Source organism: Burkholderia puraquae (assembly GCF_002099195.1).
Classification (GTDB): domain Bacteria; phylum Pseudomonadota; class Gammaproteobacteria; order Burkholderiales; family Burkholderiaceae; genus Burkholderia; species Burkholderia puraquae.
Genome location: NZ_NBYX01000005.1, coordinates 82422 through 100010 on the forward strand (window position 1 = coordinate 82422; position 17589 = coordinate 100010).

20 protein-coding genes are annotated in these 17589 nt (G+C 65.9%); 14 read left to right on the forward strand and 6 right to left on the reverse strand.

Translation table 11 applies throughout. From position 1 onward, the window contains the following. Window positions 1-25 precede the first annotated feature (25 nt). From B7G54_RS11745 to ftsB, 4 genes are all read left to right on the forward strand, one after another. Window positions 26-1678 (forward strand): CTP synthase, encoded by a 1653-nt coding sequence (locus tag B7G54_RS11745; RefSeq protein ID WP_085039265.1) that lies wholly within the window; start codon window positions 26-28, stop codon window positions 1676-1678. A gap of 2 nt (window positions 1679-1680) precedes the next feature. Then, window positions 1681-2535 (forward strand): 3-deoxy-8-phosphooctulonate synthase, encoded by an 855-nt coding sequence (gene kdsA / locus B7G54_RS11750; RefSeq protein ID WP_085039266.1) that lies wholly within the window; start codon window positions 1681-1683, stop codon window positions 2533-2535. A gap of 106 nt (window positions 2536-2641) precedes the next feature. Further along, window positions 2642-3925 (forward strand): phosphopyruvate hydratase, encoded by a 1284-nt coding sequence (gene eno / locus B7G54_RS11755; RefSeq protein WP_011352544.1) that lies wholly within the window; start codon window positions 2642-2644, stop codon window positions 3923-3925. Window positions 3926-4006: 81 nt separating this feature from the next. Further along, window positions 4007-4432 (forward strand): cell division protein FtsB, encoded by a 426-nt coding sequence (gene ftsB, locus B7G54_RS11760; protein ID WP_085039267.1) that lies wholly within the window; start codon window positions 4007-4009, stop codon window positions 4430-4432. Between the two features lie 89 nt (window positions 4433-4521). On the opposite strand, the gene B7G54_RS11765 is transcribed toward ftsB, so the two are convergent. The 3 genes from B7G54_RS11765 to B7G54_RS11775 all read right to left on the reverse strand — a co-directional run bounded on the left by B7G54_RS11765 (window position 4522) and on the right by B7G54_RS11775 (window position 6519). Continuing rightward, window positions 4522-4884 carry a hypothetical protein gene (locus tag B7G54_RS11765; protein WP_085039268.1) on the reverse strand — a complete coding sequence of 121 codons (363 nt, stop codon included), beginning with the start codon at window positions 4882-4884 and terminating at the stop codon, window positions 4522-4524. A 134-nt stretch (window positions 4885-5018) separates the two neighbouring features. Further along, the gene (hslO, locus tag B7G54_RS11770) at window positions 5019-5969 is read right to left on the reverse strand and encodes an Hsp33 family molecular chaperone HslO (protein WP_085039269.1); all 951 of its coding nucleotides are present in this window, start codon (window positions 5967-5969) and stop codon (window positions 5019-5021) included. Window positions 5970-5994: 25 nt separating this feature from the next. Beyond that, entirely contained in the window at window positions 5995-6519 is a 525-nt protein-coding gene (locus tag B7G54_RS11775; protein ID WP_085039270.1) for a gamma carbonic anhydrase family protein, read from the reverse strand. 149 nt (window positions 6520-6668) lie between these two features. Here B7G54_RS11775 and B7G54_RS11780 point away from each other — a divergent pair, with 149 nt between their 5' ends. From B7G54_RS11780 to B7G54_RS11825, 10 genes are all read left to right on the forward strand, one after another. Continuing rightward, entirely contained in the window at window positions 6669-7526 is an 858-nt protein-coding gene (locus B7G54_RS11780) for a ferritin-like domain-containing protein (RefSeq protein WP_085039271.1), read from the forward strand. 176 nt (window positions 7527-7702) lie between these two features. Beyond that, window positions 7703-8593 carry an alpha/beta fold hydrolase gene (locus B7G54_RS11785; protein ID WP_085039272.1) on the forward strand — a complete coding sequence of 297 codons (891 nt, stop codon included), beginning with the start codon at window positions 7703-7705 and terminating at the stop codon, window positions 8591-8593. Between the two features lie 81 nt (window positions 8594-8674). After that, a complete protein-coding gene (locus tag B7G54_RS11790) occupies window positions 8675-9505 on the forward strand; it encodes a 3',5'-nucleoside bisphosphate phosphatase (protein WP_085039539.1) in 831 nt (276 codons plus the stop codon). A gap of 72 nt (window positions 9506-9577) precedes the next feature. Further along, the gene (locus B7G54_RS11795; protein ID WP_085039273.1) at window positions 9578-10210 is read left to right on the forward strand and encodes an L-threonylcarbamoyladenylate synthase; all 633 of its coding nucleotides are present in this window, start codon (window positions 9578-9580) and stop codon (window positions 10208-10210) included. Window positions 10211-10258: 48 nt separating this feature from the next. Continuing rightward, window positions 10259-10921 (forward strand): site-2 protease family protein, encoded by a 663-nt coding sequence (locus B7G54_RS11800; protein ID WP_085039274.1) that lies wholly within the window; start codon window positions 10259-10261, stop codon window positions 10919-10921. Between the two features lie 8 nt (window positions 10922-10929). Then, window positions 10930-12132, forward strand: coding sequence for a tryptophan--tRNA ligase (locus tag B7G54_RS11805; RefSeq protein ID WP_011352534.1), 1203 nt, complete (start codon window positions 10930-10932; stop codon window positions 12130-12132). Between the two features lie 8 nt (window positions 12133-12140). Continuing rightward, window positions 12141-12743, forward strand: a complete 603-nt coding sequence (locus B7G54_RS11810) for a class I SAM-dependent methyltransferase (protein ID WP_085039275.1) — start codon at window positions 12141-12143, stop codon at window positions 12741-12743. 48 nt (window positions 12744-12791) lie between these two features. Beyond that, window positions 12792-13697, forward strand: coding sequence for a 4-hydroxy-tetrahydrodipicolinate synthase (gene dapA / locus B7G54_RS11815; protein WP_085039276.1), 906 nt, complete (start codon window positions 12792-12794; stop codon window positions 13695-13697). A 113-nt stretch (window positions 13698-13810) separates the two neighbouring features. Further along, on the forward strand, window positions 13811-14956 hold the full coding sequence (bamC, locus tag B7G54_RS11820) for an outer membrane protein assembly factor BamC (RefSeq protein WP_085039277.1): 1146 nt from the start codon (window positions 13811-13813) through the stop codon (window positions 14954-14956). 4 nt (window positions 14957-14960) lie between these two features. Then, window positions 14961-15737 carry an MBL fold metallo-hydrolase gene (locus B7G54_RS11825; RefSeq protein WP_085039278.1) on the forward strand — a complete coding sequence of 259 codons (777 nt, stop codon included), beginning with the start codon at window positions 14961-14963 and terminating at the stop codon, window positions 15735-15737. Between the two features lie 112 nt (window positions 15738-15849). On the opposite strand, the gene B7G54_RS38080 is transcribed toward B7G54_RS11825, so the two are convergent. The 3 genes from B7G54_RS38080 to B7G54_RS11840 are packed head-to-tail and all read right to left on the reverse strand — an operon-like array spanning window position 15850 to window position 17565. Further along, window positions 15850-16113, reverse strand: a complete 264-nt coding sequence (locus B7G54_RS38080; RefSeq protein ID WP_041493100.1) for a hypothetical protein — start codon at window positions 16111-16113, stop codon at window positions 15850-15852. After that, on the reverse strand, window positions 16043-16288 hold the full coding sequence (locus tag B7G54_RS40220; protein WP_011657350.1) for a hypothetical protein: 246 nt from the start codon (window positions 16286-16288) through the stop codon (window positions 16043-16045). Before B7G54_RS40220 ends, B7G54_RS38080 begins: the two co-directional genes overlap by 71 nt. A gap of 56 nt (window positions 16289-16344) precedes the next feature. Next, on the reverse strand, window positions 16345-17565 hold the full coding sequence (locus B7G54_RS11840; protein ID WP_085039280.1) for a cupin domain-containing protein: 1221 nt from the start codon (window positions 17563-17565) through the stop codon (window positions 16345-16347). Window positions 17566-17589: the final 24 nt, after the last annotated feature.

A 17589-nucleotide genomic window follows, 5' to 3' on the forward strand; every position in this document is an offset into this window, starting at 1 on the left:
CCGTTTTTCCCGCGAGCATCCAGCGATGACCAAATATGTTTTCGTCACCGGCGGCGTAGTTTCTTCCCTCGGCAAGGGTATTGCCGCCGCCTCCCTCGCCGCGATCCTTGAATCGCGCGGTCTGAAAGTCACCCTCCTCAAACTCGATCCCTACATCAACGTCGACCCCGGCACGATGAGCCCGTTCCAGCACGGCGAAGTGTTCGTGACGGAAGACGGAGCGGAGACCGACCTCGACCTCGGCCATTATGAGCGCTTCATCAGCACGAAGATGCGCAAGGCCAACAACTTCACGACCGGCCAGATCTACGAATCGGTGATCCGCAAGGAACGCCGCGGCGACTATCTCGGCAAGACCGTGCAGGTGATCCCGCACATCACGAACGAAATCCAGGCATTCATCGAGCGCGGGGCGGCATCGGCCACCTGCGGCGAGCCGGACGTCGCGATCGTCGAGATCGGCGGCACGGTAGGCGACATCGAATCGCTGCCGTTCCTGGAAGCCGCGCGCCAGATGAGCCTGCGCCTCGGCCGCAACAGCGCGTGCTTCGTGCACCTGACGCTGGTGCCGTACGTCGCGACGGCCGGCGAGCTGAAGACGAAGCCGACCCAGCACAGCGTGCAGAAGCTGCGCGAGATCGGCATCCTGCCGCACGTGCTGCTGTGCCGTGCGGACCGCCGCATTCCGGACGACGAATCGAAGAAGATCTCGATGTTCTCGAACGTGCCGGAAGACGCCGTGATCTCGGTGTGGGACGCCGACAGCATCTACAAGATTCCGCAGATGCTGCACGACCAGGGCCTCGACCGCATCATCTGCGAGGAACTGAAGCTGTCGCCGAAGGACGCCGACCTGACCATGTGGTCGGAGCTCGTCGAGAAACTCGAGAACCCGAAGCACGAAGTGACGATCGGCATGGTCGGCAAGTACGTCGACCTGACCGAGTCGTACAAGTCGCTGATCGAAGCGCTGCGCCACGCATCGCTGCACACGTCGACCAAGGTCAACATCGAATACATCGACTCGGAAGAGATCGAGACGAACGGTGTCGACAGCCTGAAGCACCTCGACGCCGTGCTGGTGCCGGGCGGTTTCGGCCGTCGCGGCACGGAAGGCAAGATCGCGGCAATCCGCTATGCGCGCGAGGCCAAGGTGCCGTATCTCGGCATCTGCCTCGGCATGCAGCTCGCGGTGATCGAGTTCGCGCGCGACGTCGTCGGCCTGAAGCAGGCGAACAGCACGGAATTCGAGCCGGACACGCCGGAACGCGTGGTCGCGCTGATCACCGAGTGGTACGACCGTGACGGCAAGGTCGAGACGCGCACCGAGGAATCCGATCTCGGCGGCACGATGCGCCTCGGTTCGCAGCGCTGCCCGATCAAGCCGGGCACGATGGCGGAAGAAATCTATGGCAAGGACGTGAACGAGCGCCATCGCCACCGTTATGAAGTCAATAACCGCTTCGTGCCCCAGCTCGAAGCCGGCGGCCTTATCATCAGCGCCCGTACCCCGAGCGAAGATCTGCCGGAAATGATGGAGCTGCCGCGTTCGATGCACCCGTGGTTCGTCGGCGTCCAGTTCCACCCGGAATTCACGTCCACGCCGCGTGATGGTCATCCCCTCTTCAAGTCGTTCGTCGAAGCTGCGTTTGCCAACAAGCAAGCGCGCGGAGTGTAAGCATGAAGCTGTGCGATTTCGAGGTCGGTCTCGACAAGCCTTTCTTCCTGATCGCGGGTACCTGCGTCGTCGAATCGGAGCAAATGACGATCGATACGGCGGGCCGCCTGAAGGAGATCTGCGCGAAGCTGAACGTTCCGTTCATCTACAAGTCGTCCTACGACAAGGCGAACCGCAGCTCGGGCAAGTCGTTCCGCGGCCTCGGAATGGACGAGGGCCTGCGGATCCTGTCCGAGGTGAAGCGCCAGCTCGGGCTGCCGGTGCTGACCGACGTGCATTCGATCGAAGAGATCGAGCAGGTCGCGTCGGTCGTCGACGTGCTGCAGACGCCGGCGTTCCTGTGCCGCCAGACCGATTTCATCCATGCGTGCGCGCGCTCGGGCAAGCCCGTCAACATCAAGAAGGGCCAGTTCCTCGCGCCGCACGACATGAAGAACGTGATCGACAAGGCGCGCGAAGCGGCCCGTGAAGCGGGGCTGTCGGAAGACCGCTTCATGGCGTGCGAGCGCGGTGTCTCGTTCGGCTACAACAACCTCGTGTCGGACATGCGTTCGCTCGCGATCATGCGCGAGACGAGCGCGCCGGTCGTGTTCGACGCGACCCATTCGGTGCAGCTGCCGGGCGGGCAGGGCACGAGCTCGGGCGGCCAGCGCGAATTCGTGCCGGTGCTCGCACGTGCGGCGGTCGCGACGGGCGTCGCGGGCCTCTTCATGGAAACGCACCCGAATCCGGCGGAGGCGAAGTCGGACGGCCCGAACGCGGTGCCGCTGAACCGGATGGGTGCGCTGCTGGAGACCCTCGTCACGCTCGACCAGGCGGTGAAGCGCAATCCGTTCCTGGAAAACGATTTCAATTAAAGATCGAATGAACCTTGCGACGGCTTCGCGCGTCAGTAGCGAAAGCGGTTCAGGTGCGCGCGCCGTCGCAGTTTGAAGAATCCATCGTCATTCTCAGAGGAAACCCATGAGTGCAATCGTAGATATCATCGGCCGCGAGATTCTGGATTCGCGCGGCAATCCCACCGTCGAATGCGACGTGCTGCTCGAATCGGGCACGATGGGCCGCGCGGCGGTGCCGTCGGGCGCGTCCACCGGCTCGCGTGAAGCGATCGAACTGCGCGACGGCGAAGCCGGCCGCTACAACGGCAAGGGCGTGCTGAAGGCAGTCGAGCACATCAACACCGAAATCTCCGAAGCCATCATGGGCCTCGACGCGTCGGAACAGGCGTTCCTCGACAAGACGCTGCTCGAGCTGGACGGCACCGACAACAAGTCGCGCCTTGGCGCGAACGCGATGCTGGCCGTGTCGATGGCCGTCGCGAAGGCAGCCGCCGAAGAGGCTGGCCTGCCGCTGTACCGCTACTTCGGCGGGTCGGGCGCAATGCAACTGCCGGTGCCGATGATGAACATCGTCAACGGCGGCGCGCACGCGAACAACAGCCTCGACATCCAGGAATTCATGATCGTCCCGGTCAGTCAGCCGACGTTCCGTGAAGCCCTGCGTTGCGGCGCGGAAGTGTTCCACGCACTGAAGAAGATCCTGAGTGATCGCGGCATGAGCACGGCAGTCGGCGACGAAGGCGGCTTCGCGCCGAACTTCGGCAGCAACGACGAGTGCCTGTCGACGATCCTGCAGGCGATCGAGAAGGCCGGCTACCGTGCGGGCGAAGACGTGCTGCTCGCGCTCGACTGCGCGGCCTCCGAGTTCTACCACGACGGCAAGTACCAGCTCGCGGGCGAAGGCCTGCAACTGTCGTCGGCCGAATTCACCGACTACCTCGCGACGCTCGCCGACAAGTTCCCGATCGTGTCGATCGAGGACGGCATGCACGAAAGCGACTGGGAAGGCTGGAAGCTGCTGACCGATCGCCTCGGCAAGAAGGTGCAGCTGGTCGGCGACGACCTGTTCGTCACGAACACGCGCATCCTGAAGGAAGGCATCGAGAAGGGCATCGCGAACTCGATCCTCATCAAGATCAACCAGATCGGTACGCTGACCGAAACGTTCGCGGCCATCGAAATGGCGAAGCGCGCAGGCTACACGGCCGTGATCTCGCACCGCTCGGGCGAAACGGAAGATTCGACGATCGCCGACATCGCGGTCGGCCTGAACGCCGGTCAGATCAAGACGGGTTCGCTGTCGCGCAGCGACCGTATCTCGAAGTACAACCAGTTGCTGCGCATCGAGGAAGATCTCGGCGATATCGCGAGCTACCCGGGCAAATCGGCTTTCTATAACCTGCGCTAACGCGTTACTATCGGGTTCGTCACCTCGACGCCGCTCCGTGCATTCGCGCGAAGCGGCGCTTCTTATATCTGCGGTTCTTACATGCGGCTTGTCACTGTCGTCCTGATTGCCTTGCTGGCGCTCATTCAGTACCCCCTATGGTGGGGACACGGCGGCTGGCTGCGGGTGCATGAATTGCGTCAGCAGCTCGACGACCAGCTCCAGAAGAATGCGGACGAGAAGCTGCGCAACGAGCGTACCGCAGGCGAAGTGCAGGATCTGCAGAGCGGCACGGCGGCCATCGAGGAACGCGCGCGCTACGAGATGGGCATGGTGAAGGACGGTGAGGTATTCGTGCAGTTCGTGTCGCCGAATGCGCCGCCCATGCCGCTGAATAACACGCCGTCGAATACGTCGACGCGTGGCGCCGTATCTGCCGCACCGGTGCGTGTCGTGCCGAATCCGCAGTCGATCGCGAAGCCGTCGCGGCATCATGGCGGCGACAAGGGCAAAGCCGCGCATCACTGAGTACGACTGCTCGAACCCATTGAAAAAGCGCGGGAAATGCCGCGCTTTTTTATTTCCTGCCGGTAGTCAATCGGCTGAGCGACGCACGCTCACCACCACCATCCCGGGTAGCCGTAACTGATACCCGTGCCCCAGCGATTGCCCCATCCGCCGTAATACCCGCCGTAGACGGTCACGGGCGGCGGCGAGTAATAGGCCCACGCGCGCGCGGCGGCCTCGGCGGCCATCGCGTTGTTCTGTTCGCGCAGCACCTGCTGGTCGATCTCGTTGTAGCGCTTGCGTTCGGCGTTCGACAACACGTGCGGCTGGCCGCCCGATGCGCCGGGTTCGGGCAGGCGGCTCAGGATCGTGGAAGTCGGCGGCGGCATCGCGCAGCCGGCAAGCGCGAGCGTGCCGGCGGCAACGCTCGTCAGGACGATGATGCGAAACGGTCGATGAAGCGGGCGATTCATGTGTTTCTCCTGCAGCGCGCCGGCGACGGGAAGCGGCTTGCGCCGAAGTGCGAGACTTCGGCGCGGGAGCCGTGCGTGCGACGCTCGTGCGTCATTATGCGCCCGTGCCCGGATGGCGGGCATCGGGCCGCCCCTCAGTGACGCTGGCCGGTCGCGGGCGCGATGCCGGTCTCGACGCCGGGTGCGGCGAACAGCTGCGCGACATCGACCGGATCGAATTCATAGCGCTGATTGCAGAACTCGCAATGGATCTCGACATGGCCACGCTCGACGATCACGCTGTCGACTTCTTCGCGGCCGAGCATGCGCAGCATCGCACCGACCTTCTCGCGAGAGCACGAGCACTGGAAGCGCGTGCCGGCCGGTTCGAAGTGCTGCACGTTTTCCTGCCAGAACAGCCGCCGGAACACGACTTCCGGTTCGACCTCGAGCAGTTCCTGTGCGGACAGCGTGCCGCCGAGCGTGCAGACGCGCTCCCACGTATCGGTATCGGTTTCGGCGTTGCGCGGCACGATGCCGCCGTCGCCCGGCAGCTTCTGCAGCAGCATGCCGACCGCGCGGTCGCGATCGGCCGCGAGCCACATCCGCGTGTCGAGCTGCTCCGAGTGATGCATGTAATGCTCGAGCACCTGCGATACGGATTCGAGCGGGCCGTCGACGCCGTTCAGCGGCACGATGCCCTGGTACGGCTGCTGGCCCGGCAGCTTGTCGGCCGGGTCGAGCGTGATCACGCATCGGCCGTGACCGCTCGCATTGACGAGCGATGCGAAGCTCGTATCGTCGCCGATCGACTGCGCCGCGTCGCCGGCGAACTTCGCGGTGGCCCGCATCGACAGATCCGAACTGCACTGGACGACCAGCATCTGGACCGGCCCGTCGCCGAAGATCTGCATGATCAGGGTGCCGTTGAATTTCAGGTTCGCGGACAGCAGCGCGCACGCGGCCATCATCTCGCCGAGCACCGTGCGCACGGGGGCGGGGTAGTCGCGGCGGGAGAGCACTTCCTGCCACGTATTGCGCAGCGAAACGATCTCGCCGCGCACGGGTGCCGCATTGAACATGAATTTCTGTAACTGGTCGCTCACTCTTCTTCCTTGAAATCCGTGCGAATCACCCGATCCGCACGAGTTGCTCCTTGAAATGCGCACGCCGCTCGACGTACGTCTTCGCGTTCATGCGCAGCCGCGCAATGTCTTCCGCCGACAGCTCGCGCACGACTTTCGCCGGTGCGCCGAGAATCAGCGAGTTGTCCGGGAACGTCTTGCCTTCCGTCACGACCGCGCCGGCACCAACCAGACAGTTGCGGCCGATCACCGCTCCATTCAAGACCACCGCCTGGATGCCGATCAGCGAACCTTCGCCGATCGTGCAGCCGTGCAGCATGGCCTGGTGCCCGATCGTCACGTTTTCGGCAATCGTCAGCGGAAAGCCGGGGTCGGTATGCAGGACCGCGCCTTCCTGGACGTTGCTGCCTGCGCCGACGGTAATCGTCTCGTTGTCGCCGCGAATCGTCGCGCCGAACCAGACGCTCGCGTTCTCCTCGAGCACGACCTTGCCGATGATGGCCGCCGTATCGGCGACGAATACGCTTTCGTGGATCGTCGGGGCCGTATCGCCCAGCTTGTAGATCGTCACGGAGTCTCCTTGTCTCTTCGGTGATGGGCGCCGGTAGAATGGCGCGTCCGGTTTGCCCGGCGCAGTTGCATTGCGCCGCGGAACAATCGGCTATTGTAAACCGTCGCGTGCGTGCGCTCCCGCAATGCGCACGCAGGGTGTCCCCGTTTATGAGCATGGAGTTTTCTTCTTTCGGCAATGCGCCTGCCTGTGTGCGCCGCGTCGCGCTTGCCGCGCTGCGTGACGCCGAACCCGCGGCCAAGGCCGCACAGGTGCGCTCGCTCTACGATGCGATGCTGACCGGGCAGGCAACGATCGCCCCGTCGCTCGAATTGCCCGAACCGGCCGATCTGCCCGGGCGCCCGGCGCGGCCGCCGCTCGTCGAGCCGCGCCAGCTCGAGCGGCGCAGCATGCGTTCGCCCGAGGGGCGCGCCGTGCTGCTGCACGCGCTTGCCCATATCGAGTTCAATGCGATCAACCTGGCGCTCGACGCGGTCTGGCGTTTCGCGGGCCTGCCGGACGCGTTCTACGCGGACTGGCTGAAGGTGGCGGCCGAGGAGGCCTATCATTTCACGCTGCTGTCCGGCCGCCTGGCGGCGTTCGGGCATGCGTACGGCGATTTTCCCGCGCACAACGGTCTATGGGAGATGTGCGAGCGGACCAAGGGCGATGTGCTTGCGCGCATGGCGCTGGTGCCGCGCACGCTCGAGGCCCGCGGGCTCGACGCATCGCCGCCGATCCGCGCGCGGCTCGTGCAGGCGGGCGACGATGCGTCGGCCGCGATCCTCGACGTGATCCTGCGCGATGAAATCGGCCATGTCGCGATCGGCAACCGCTGGTTCCGGCATCTGTGCGACGAAGCCGATCGCGATCCCGTGCCGACCTACCGGCAACTCGCCGAGCAATACCATGCGCCGCGGCTGCGCGGCCCGTTCAATTTCGATGCGCGCCGCGATGCAGGATTCGAGCAGGCCGAACTCGATGAACTGGCCGCGCAGGACGGGGCGGACGGCAACGCGCCACGCTAGCCGGCTCGCATTCGGCTGCGTCTCGACTGCCGCCGCCGTCCCGAGGGCGCGGCAGATGGCGCTTCCCGGCGGCCTTTGCTCGCGGGCGCCGCTAGAGCGGTGCCTCGATTGCCGGACACCGGAAAGAAGGCGTCGCCGCTATAATCGAACGACCATTCTTTTTTCTGGCGGCTGCAATGAGTGCCTCGAGTTCTGTTTCCGATTTCGTCACGGTGCGCGGCGTCCAGCTGCATGTCCGGCGCTGGGGCCGGCCCGATGCGCCGACGCTGTTCATGCTGCACGGCTGGATGGACGTCGCGGCGTCGTTCCAGTTCGTCGTCGATGCGCTCGCGGGCGACTGGCAGGTGATCGCGCCCGATGCGCGCGGTTTCGGGCTGTCCGACTGGCCGGTCGCCCGGCAGGGCGGCGGCCACTACTGGTTCCACGAATACCTGGGTGACCTCGATGCGCTCGTCGACCACTATGCGCCGACCGGCGAAGTCAACCTGGTCGGGCACAGCATGGGCGCGAACGTCGTGTGCCTGTATGCCGGCGCGCGGCCGGAGCGGGTGCGGCGCGTGGTCGATCTCGAGGGTTTCGGGCTCGCGCCCGCGCGGGCCGAGCAGGCGCCGCACCGGCTGCGCGGCTGGCTGGACGAGTTGCGTGAACCGCCAGCGCTGCGCCCTTATGCGTCGCTTGACGACGTGGCGGCGCGCCTGATCAAGACCAATCCGCGGCTCGACCCGCGCCGCGCCGCATTCCTCGCCGCGCACTGGTCGAAGCGCGGCGACGACGGCCTGTACCACCTGCTGGCCGACCCCGCGCACAAGATGCCGGGCCCGCAGCTGTACCGGCTCGACGAAGTGATGGCCACCTGGGCGCAGGTGCGCGCGAAGGTGCTGCATGTCGAGGCCGTCAATTCGCCGACGCTGGCACACATCGCCGGCGACATCCCGCTGCCGGAATTCAAGGCGCGTTTCAACGCGTTCCCCGACTGGCGCGAGAAGCTCGTCGAGGATGCCGGCCACATGGTGCATCACGACCAGCCCGAGCAGATCGCGGCGCTGATCGAGGCGTTCTGCGCGTAAGCGCGCAGCGGCGGTGGCGGGGCAGGCGGGCGGCGCATTGCCGCGTTGCAGTAGAATGAAGCCTTACCTGCCATGCCGACAATGAACGCTGATCTCCACTGCCATTCGAATGTTTCCGACGGGTTGCTGTCGCCTGCCGACGTCGCGCGCCGCGCCCATGCCGGTGGCGTGACCCTGTGGGCGTTGACCGACCACGACGAGATCGGCGGCCAGGCGGCGGCGCGCAGCGAAGCGGAAGCGCTCGGCATGCGCTACCTGAGCGGCGTCGAGATTTCGGTCACGTGGGCCTCGCGCACCGTGCACATCGTCGGCCTGAATGTCGACCCCGCGAATCCGGTGCTGGCCGACGGCCTGTACCGCACCCGTCACGGCCGCGCGGCGCGCGCGGTGGCAATCGGCGAGCAGCTCGCCACGCTCGGCATTCCCGGCGCGTACGAAGGCGCGCTGAAGTACGTATCGAATCCCGATCTGATCTCGCGCACGCACTTCGCCCGCTTTCTCGTCGAGAACGGCCACGCTGCCTCGACGTCCGACGTGTTCGATCGCATGCTCGGCGACGGCAAGCCCGGATTCGTCCCGCATCGCTGGGCAACATTGCCCGACGCCGTCGCGTGGATTCGGGCGGCCGGCGGCGAAGCCGTGGTCGCGCATCCGGGCCGTTACCGCTATACGCCCGTCGAATTCGATGCGTTCTTCGGCGAGTTCATCGATCTGGGCGGCCGCGCGATCGAAGTCGTCACGGGCAGCCACACGCCCGACCAGTACCGCGAATACGCGGACGTCGCACGCCGCTTCGGCTTCGAAGCGTCGCGCGGCTCGGATTTCCATGCGCCAGGCGAGGGCCGCGTCGAGCTCGGCAGCCTGCCGCCATTGCCGCCCGACCTGACGCCAGTCTGGGAACGCTGGCTCTGACACCGACGGCGGCCTGCCGTCCGTGTTGCTGCCGGCGTGCGCATCCGACTTCTCCCCCTTTACGTACCCCCCATGTCCCAGTTCTTCAGGATTCACCCGGATAATCCGCAGCCGCGCCTGATCAAGCAGGCCGCGGAGATCGTCAGCAAGGGCGGCGTGATCGCGATGCCGACCGATTCGAGCTATGCGCTCGCGTGCCATCTCGACGACAAGGACGCGGTCGAGCGCGTGCGCCGGATTCGCGGCCTCGACGAGAAGCAGCACCTGTCGCTGCTCGTGCGCGACCTGTCGGAGCTCGCCAACTTCGCGATGGTCGACAACCGCCAGTACCGGCAGATCAAGTCGGTGACGCCCGGCCCGTACGTCTTCATCCTGCAGGCGACAAAGGAGGTGCCGCGCCGGCTGTCGCACCCGTCGCGCAAGACGATCGGGCTGCGCGTGCCCGATCATGCGATTACGCTCGCGTTGCTGGAGTCGCTCGGCCAGCCGCTGCTCGGCACGACGCTGATCCTGGCGCCGGACGACGAGCCGCTCAACGATCCCGAAGACATTCGTGCCCGGCTCGAGAAACAGGTCGACCTCGTGATCGACGGCGGCGCGTGCCCGCGCGAGCCGTCGACGGTGATCGACCTGACCGGCGACGAGCCCGAGCTCGTGCGCGCGGGGCGCGGCGCGCTCGAACCGTTCGGACTCTCGGCGGCGTAAGCGCGCCGTTCATTTTTTGCGCGAGTGCGCTTGTTACAATAACGCGATATGGATGCTTCCCTGATACAGACCATCGCCGTCTACGCGCTGCCCGTGATCTTCGCGATCACGTTGCACGAGGCCGCGCACGGCTACGCCGCCCGCCTGCTCGGCGACAACACCGCCTACATGATGGGGCGCGTGTCGTTCAACCCGATGCGTCACATCGATCCGCTCGGCACGATCGCGATCCCGCTCGCGATGTATTTCCTGACCGGCGGCGCGTTCCTGTTCGGTTATGCGAAGCCGGTGCCGGTTTCGTTCGGCAACCTGCGCGATCCGCGCTGGGGCAGCCTGTGGGTATCGCTCGCGGGCCCGGCCTGCAACTTCGTGCAGGCGCTGATCTGGGGCGTGCTGACCCTCGTGCTGCCCGCCGTCGGCATCGACGAGCCGTTCTTCACGCGGATGGCGTTTGCCGGCGTCAGCGCGAACCTCGTGCTCGGCGTGCTGAACCTGTTTCCGCTGCCGCCGCTCGACGGCGGCCGCATCCTGGCGGCGCTGCTGCCGACGAAGCAATCGATCGCGCTGTCGCGCATCGAGCCGTACGGTTTCATCATCGTCCTCGTGCTGGTCGCGACGGGCGTGCTGACGAACTTCTGGCTGCGTCCGCTCGTCAACGTCGGCTACGCCGTCCTGAGCGCCGTCCTGTCCCCATTCGCCTCGCTTCTCTAACGACAATCATGTTCCCTGAACGTATTTTCTCCGGCATGCGACCCACCGGGTCGCTGCACCTCGGTCATTACCACGGCGTGCTGAAAAACTGGGTGAAGCTGCAGTCCGAGTACCCGTGCTTCTTCTGTGTCGTCGACTGGCATGCGCTGACGACGCACTACGAGACTCCCGAGGTCATCGAGAAGAACGTGTGGGACGTGCTGATCGACTGGCTCGCATCCGGCATCGATCCGGCGCAGGCGACGCTGTTCATCCAGAGCAAGGTGCCCGAGCATGCCGAACTCGCGCTGCTGCTCGGCATGAGCACGCCGCTCGGCTGGCTCGAACGCGTGCCGACCTACAAGGAGCAGATGGAGAAGCTGAAGGACAAGGATCTGTCGACCTACGGCTTCCTCGGCTACCCGGTGCTGATGGCGGCCGACATCCTGCTGTATCGCGGCTCGCTCGTGCCGGTCGGTGAAGACCAGGTGCCGCACGTGGAGATGACGCGCGAGATCGCGCGCCGCTTCAACTACCTGTACGGCCGCGAGCCGGGCTTCGAGGAGAAGGCGCTCGATGCCGCGAAGAAACTCGGCGGCAAGCGCGCGAAGCTCTATCACGAGCTGCGCAACGCCTATCAGCAGGAGGGCGACGACGAGGCGCTCGAACAGGCGCGCGCGATGCTGCAGGAGTCGCAGAGCCTGTCGATGAGCGACCGCGAGCGCCTGTTCGGTTATCTCGAAGGCGCACGCAAGATCATCCTGGTCGAGCCGCAGGCGCTCCTGACCGAGGCATCGCGGATGCCGGGACTCGACGGGCAGAAGATGTCCAAGTCGTACGGCAACACGATCGGCCTGCGTGAAGACGCCGAGACGATCACGAAGAAGGTCCGCACGATGCCGACCGATCCCGCGCGCGTGCGCCGCACCGATCCGGGCGATCCCGACAAGTGCCCGGTGTGGCAGCTGCACCAGGTCTATACGGACGAAGCGACGCACGACTGGGTGCAGAAGGGCTGCCGCTCGGCGGGCATCGGCTGCCTCGATTGCAAGCAGCCGGTCGTCGAAGGCATCCTGCGCGAACAGCAACCGATGCTCGAGCGCGCGCAGAAGTACATGGACGATCCTTCGCTGCTGCGAGCGATCGTCGCGGACGGTTGCGACAAGGCGCGCAAGTACGCGACGGAAACGATGCGCGACGTGCGCGACGCGATGGGCCTGTCGTACAACTGATCGACCACATGAGCGCATCTGTCATCGCCGCCGCGGGCGGCCACGTCGCCCAGGCCGAGCCGTCGCGCTGGGTCGCGCAATGGTCGCGGCTCGTGCTGGCTGGCGGCGCGGTGCTGGATGTCGCCGCGGGCGGCGGCCGCCATGCGCGCTGGTTCGCGTCGCACGGGCATCCGGTCGTCGCACTCGACCGTGACCCGGCCGCACTGGCCGCGTTGCGGGCGATGCCGGGCGTCGACGCGCGCGACGCCGATCTCGAAGGCGCACCGTGGCCGTTGCCGGCCGGCCAGCAGTTTTCGGCGGTGATCGTCACGAATTACCTGCATCGTCCGCTCTGGCCCCATCTGCTCGATGCGGTGGCGCCGGGCGGCGTGCTCATCTACGAAACCTTCGCGCAAGGAAACGAAACGGTCGGGAAACCGTCCAACCCAGCGTTCCTGCTCGCTCCGGGCGAGCTGCTGGACGCCGTACACGGCCGCCTGCGGGTGGTCGCGTACGAGGACGGGTTCGTCGCCGCGCCGCGCGAGGCGTTCGTCCAGCGTCTCTGCGCAGTGCGCGAGGGCGCGACCCCGAAGGCGGGGGCGGGAATTCCACGTTACGAACTGCCCGGCTAATCCGCTACAATCTCAACGTTTACCGGTACATAATCTCAATCGCGTTTCATGGCTAACGGCACCCAAGACGGCATTCAAATCCGCGGCAGCATCCCCGCGATCGTCACCCCGATGCTCGAAGACGGCAGTCTCGACCTGCCGGCGTTTCGCAAACTGATCGACTGGCATATCGCGGAAGGCACCGATGCGCTCGTCGTGGTCGGTACGAGCGGCGAGTCGGCAACGCTCAACGTCGAAGAGCACATCCTGATGATCCGCACGGCGGTCGAGCATGCGGCGAAACGCATCCCGATCATTGCGGGCGCGGGCGGCAACTCGACCGCCGAGGCGATCGAGCTGACGAAGCACGCGAAGGCTGTCGGTGCGGACGCGACGCTGCAGGTCGTGCCGTACTACAACAAGCCGACGCAGGAAGGCATGTACCGTCACTTCAAGGCGATCGCCGAAGCGGTCGACCTGCCGGTGATCCTGTACAACGTGCCGGGCCGTACGGTCGCGGACATGGCGAACGAGACGATGCTGCGCCTCGCGGAAGTCCCGGGCATCATCGGTGTGAAGGAAGCGACCGGCAACATCGATCGCGCCGCGCACCTGATCAAGGCTGCGCCGAAGCATTTCGCAATCTACAGCGGCGACGATCCGACCGCGATCGCGCTGATGCTGCTCGGCGGCCACGGCAACATCTCGGTCACGGCGAACGTCGCACCGCGTGCGATGAGCGACCTGTGCCGCGCGGCGCTGGCCGGCGACGTACAGACGGCCCGCGCGCTGCACATGAAGCTGCTGTCGCTGCACAAGAACCTGTTCATCGAGGCGAACCCGATTCCGGTGAAGTGGGCGCTGCAGGCGATGGGCAAGATGCAGGGCGGCATCCGGCTGCCGCTCACCGCGCTCGACGAGCGTTGCCACGATGCCGTGCGTTCGGCCCTCGTCGAGGCCGGCGTCCTCGCCTGATGCCGAGGCGGCCGCGTCCTGCGGCCGCCGGCTCGAACCCTGATCAACCCCCGCACCGGCCGGCTCCGTCCGGCGCCGCTCCTGACGAGCGTTCTAGCAAGACGAAGGATTTCATGAAACGTTTCGCCTTTTCCTCTCGCGCCATCCAGATGTCGGTGGTGGCGCTGGCGCTGGGCGCGCTCGCCGGCTGCGATACGCTGAACGACTATCTGGCCCCCGACCGGGTCAACTACAAGAACACCGGTTCGGCGCCGCCGCTCGCGGTGCCGAGCGACCTGAAGCCGGTGCCGACGACACAGCAGTTCGTCGCGCCGCCGAGCAACGCGGGCCTCGGCACGCTGCCGCCGCGGGTCACGACGCAGGCCGGCAACGCAACCGACGGCATCCCGAGCGCGCAGGATCCGCTGGGCATGCACATCGAACGCGACGGCGACCGCCGCTGGCTCGTCGTCGATGGCCGGACGCCCGAGCAGCTGTGGCCGATCCTGAAGGAGTTCTGGCAGGAGAACGGCTTCTCGCTGAAGACCGACGCGCCGTCGACGGGCATCATGGCCACCGACTGGGCCGAAAACCGCGCGAACATTCCGGACGACTGGTTCCGCCGCACGATCGGCAAGGTCATCGATTTCGCGTACTCGTCCGGCACGCGCGACCGCTTCCGTACGCTCGTGAACCGCACGTCGGAAGGCAACACCGACATCTCGATCACGCACAGCGCGATGGAGGAAATGATGGTCGGCCCGCAGGGCGGCACGTCGTCGCGCTGGGAAGAGCGTCCGCGCAACCCGGTGCTCGAAGCCGTATTCCTGTCGAAGCTGATGCAGAAGTTCGGCCTGACCGATGCGCAGGCGAAGCAACTGCTGACCGATGCGCGTCCCGCCACGGCACCGGCGCAGGTCAGCGACACGAGCAGCGGCGGGGCGACCCTGCAACTGGCTGAGTCGTTCGACCGCGCATGGCTGCGCGTGGGCCTGGCGCTCGACCGCACCAACTTCACGGTCGACAATCGCGACCGCGAGAAGGGCGTGTACACCGTGCGCTACGCGAACACGATGGAAGAGCTCAAGCGCGACGGCCTGTTCGGCAAGCTGTTCTACGGCGGCCCGGCGGCCGCGAAGCCGGGCAAGGAATTCATGGTCAACGTGCGCGCGCAGGGCAACGGCGGCACGCAGGTCGCGGTGGTCGGCGCAAACGGCCAGGTCGACAACTCGTCGGACGCGCAGCGGATCATTTCGCTGCTCCACGCGCAGCTGAACTGAGCGCGTGCGATTCGCCAGCCTCGGAAGCGGCAGCGAAGGCAACGCGCTGGTCGTCGAGGCCTCGAGCGGCACGACGACCACCCGCGTGCTGCTCGACTGCGGCTTTTCCGCCAAGGAGGTCGAGCGCCGGCTCGGCCGACTGAATCTCTGCATCGGCGATCTCGATGCGATCCTCATTACCCACGAACACAGCGACCACGTCGGCAGTGCGCTGACGCTCGCCCGCCGCGCGTCGCTGCCGCTCTACATGAGCTGGGGCACTGCGCGCGCGGTCGGGGCGGACGAGGCCGACGTCGATCTTCACGTGCTATGGGGCGACGAGACGGCCGCGATACGCGATCTGGCCGTGATGCCCTATACGGTCCCTCACGATGCGCGCGAACCGCTCCAGTTCGTCTTTATGGACGGCTCCAGCCGGCTCGGCGTGCTGACGGACGTCGGCATGGCCACGCCGCACATCACGGCCGTCCTGAGCGGTTGTGACGCGCTGGTGCTCGAATCCAACCACGACACCGAGATGCTGGCCTCGAGCCGCTATCCGCAGTCGCTGAAGGCGCGCATCGGCGGCAACCATGGCCACCTGAGCAACGACGCGGCGGCGGACATCCTCGCGTCGCTCGAACGCAGCCGCCTCCAGCATCTGGTCGCGGCGCACCTGAGCCAACAGAACAACCTGCCGGAACTGGTCCGCCAGGCGTTTGGCGGTGTACTGGGGACGAGTGGGGAGGACGTGGTCGTGGCCACGCAGGACGCGGGCTTCGACTGGCTGGCGCTCGGATGAGCGGGGCCGGGCTGCTCGGCGGCCCGGTGCGACTGCCGTGCAATTGACGCGGAAACGACAGACGTAAAAAAACCGGCCCTCGGGCCGGTTTTTTTTCAGCTGACGCTGAGGCTTACTGGCTTGCGCCCGAAGCCGGAGCAGCCGTCGCTGCCGAAGCAGCCGACGCCACTGCAGCAGCAGCGTCGCTCGCAGCAGCCGTTGCCGACGAAGCAGCGGCCGAAGCGTCGCTCGCAGCACCAGCAACTGCCGAAGCAGCCGTCGAAGCAGCAGCAGCCGCGTCGCTTGCAGCCGACGAAGCAGCTTGATCAGCGCTCTTGTTGCAAGCAGCCAGTGCAACAGCAGCCAACAGGGAAGCTACGAGGAGGGATTTCTTCATGATCACGTCCTTTTATGGTTAAAGGTAAGCAACAGCGCGAAACAATACCGGTAATGTGCTCCAACACCGACCTGGGCCGCTGGTGGAGACGCACTTCTAGAGCGTGAATCTTCCCTACGGCTTGGGCGGAAATTATATGCACTTTCCTATCGACCGTCGACAAATGCGGGGTCAATACGTTGTCTTTCCCATACAGAATTTGATCCGTACGGGCATACGGGGCGACTCACACTAATTCAGGCTTCCGACCCGTATCCAGCCCGCACGATACCACTCGTGCAACAAGGCTGTCATTGAGGGAACCCGCGATAGTGTTACAAACCGTTTCGCCTCCATCTGGCGTTGATTGGCCAGTTCGGGCAGCCATTCGCTGGCCTGCTCGAGCGGTCCTTCCTCACCATTAATGAAGTACGAGCGCGCGTTATACATCAATGCGGCCCTTCTGTCGAGACACACGCCACGACGCGACGCTTGCGTGACGAACGCGGCCTCGGACAGCGGGCGCGCGGGCGGGTCGAAAACGACGTTCGGCTTGGGCTCGCTCAGGTAGCAGCCGAGGAATTCGGCGACGTCCCGCTTGCGCCAGCGGATCGCGTCGACGATCTCGGCAACGCGCTCGACCATTGCCGGAGGCAGTTGCGCGGGCGTGTCGACGGCCGGCTGCTTCGGATCGCGGTAGAGGTCGTCGCCGCACCCGTCGCGCAAGCCGCCACGCTCTGCGAGATAGTACAGGAACTGGGCGCCCAGCTCGCCGGCGGACGGCGCCCGGAAGCCGATCGAGCAGGTCATGCATTCGCCTTCGGCAACGCCGTCGTGCGCAATGTGCGGCGGCAGATAGAGCATGTCGCCCGGCTCCAGCACCCATTCGTCGCCCGGCTCGAAGTTTTCGAGAATCTTCAGCGGCACGTCCGGTTGCAGCGACAGGTCCTTCTGCGCACCGACGCGCCAGCGGCGCCGGCCTTCGACCTGCAGCAGGAAGACGTCATACGAATCGAAATGCGGGCCGACGCCGCCGCCGTCCGTCGCATACGAGATCATCAGATCGTCCAGGCGCGCGTCGGGGATGAAACGGAAGCGGTCGAGCAGCGCGCGCGCCGCATCGACGTGCAGGTCGAGCCCCTGCACGAGCAGGGTCCAGGCCTTGCGCGTGACGGCAGGCAGTGAGCCGGGCTCGAACGGGCCGTGCGCCAGTTGCCACTTGTTACGAAAATGGGTGATCAGCCGCGATTCCGCGTCATAGTCCGCTGCGAGGTCGAACAGCGCGTCGCGCGAGACCGGCGACGCGACGCCGGGGATCGCCTGGCGGATCAGGAGCGGCTTCTTCTGCCAGTAGCCGCGCATGAATTGCGCCGGCGTAAGACCGCCGAGCAGCGGTGTGGGAAGATCGGAAGGCGGCGCGCCGAGCGGGGCGGCAGCGGCATCCTGCGGTTCGGCTTGAGACCGGTTGCGCATCGTATAATGAGACTTGTATTTGGG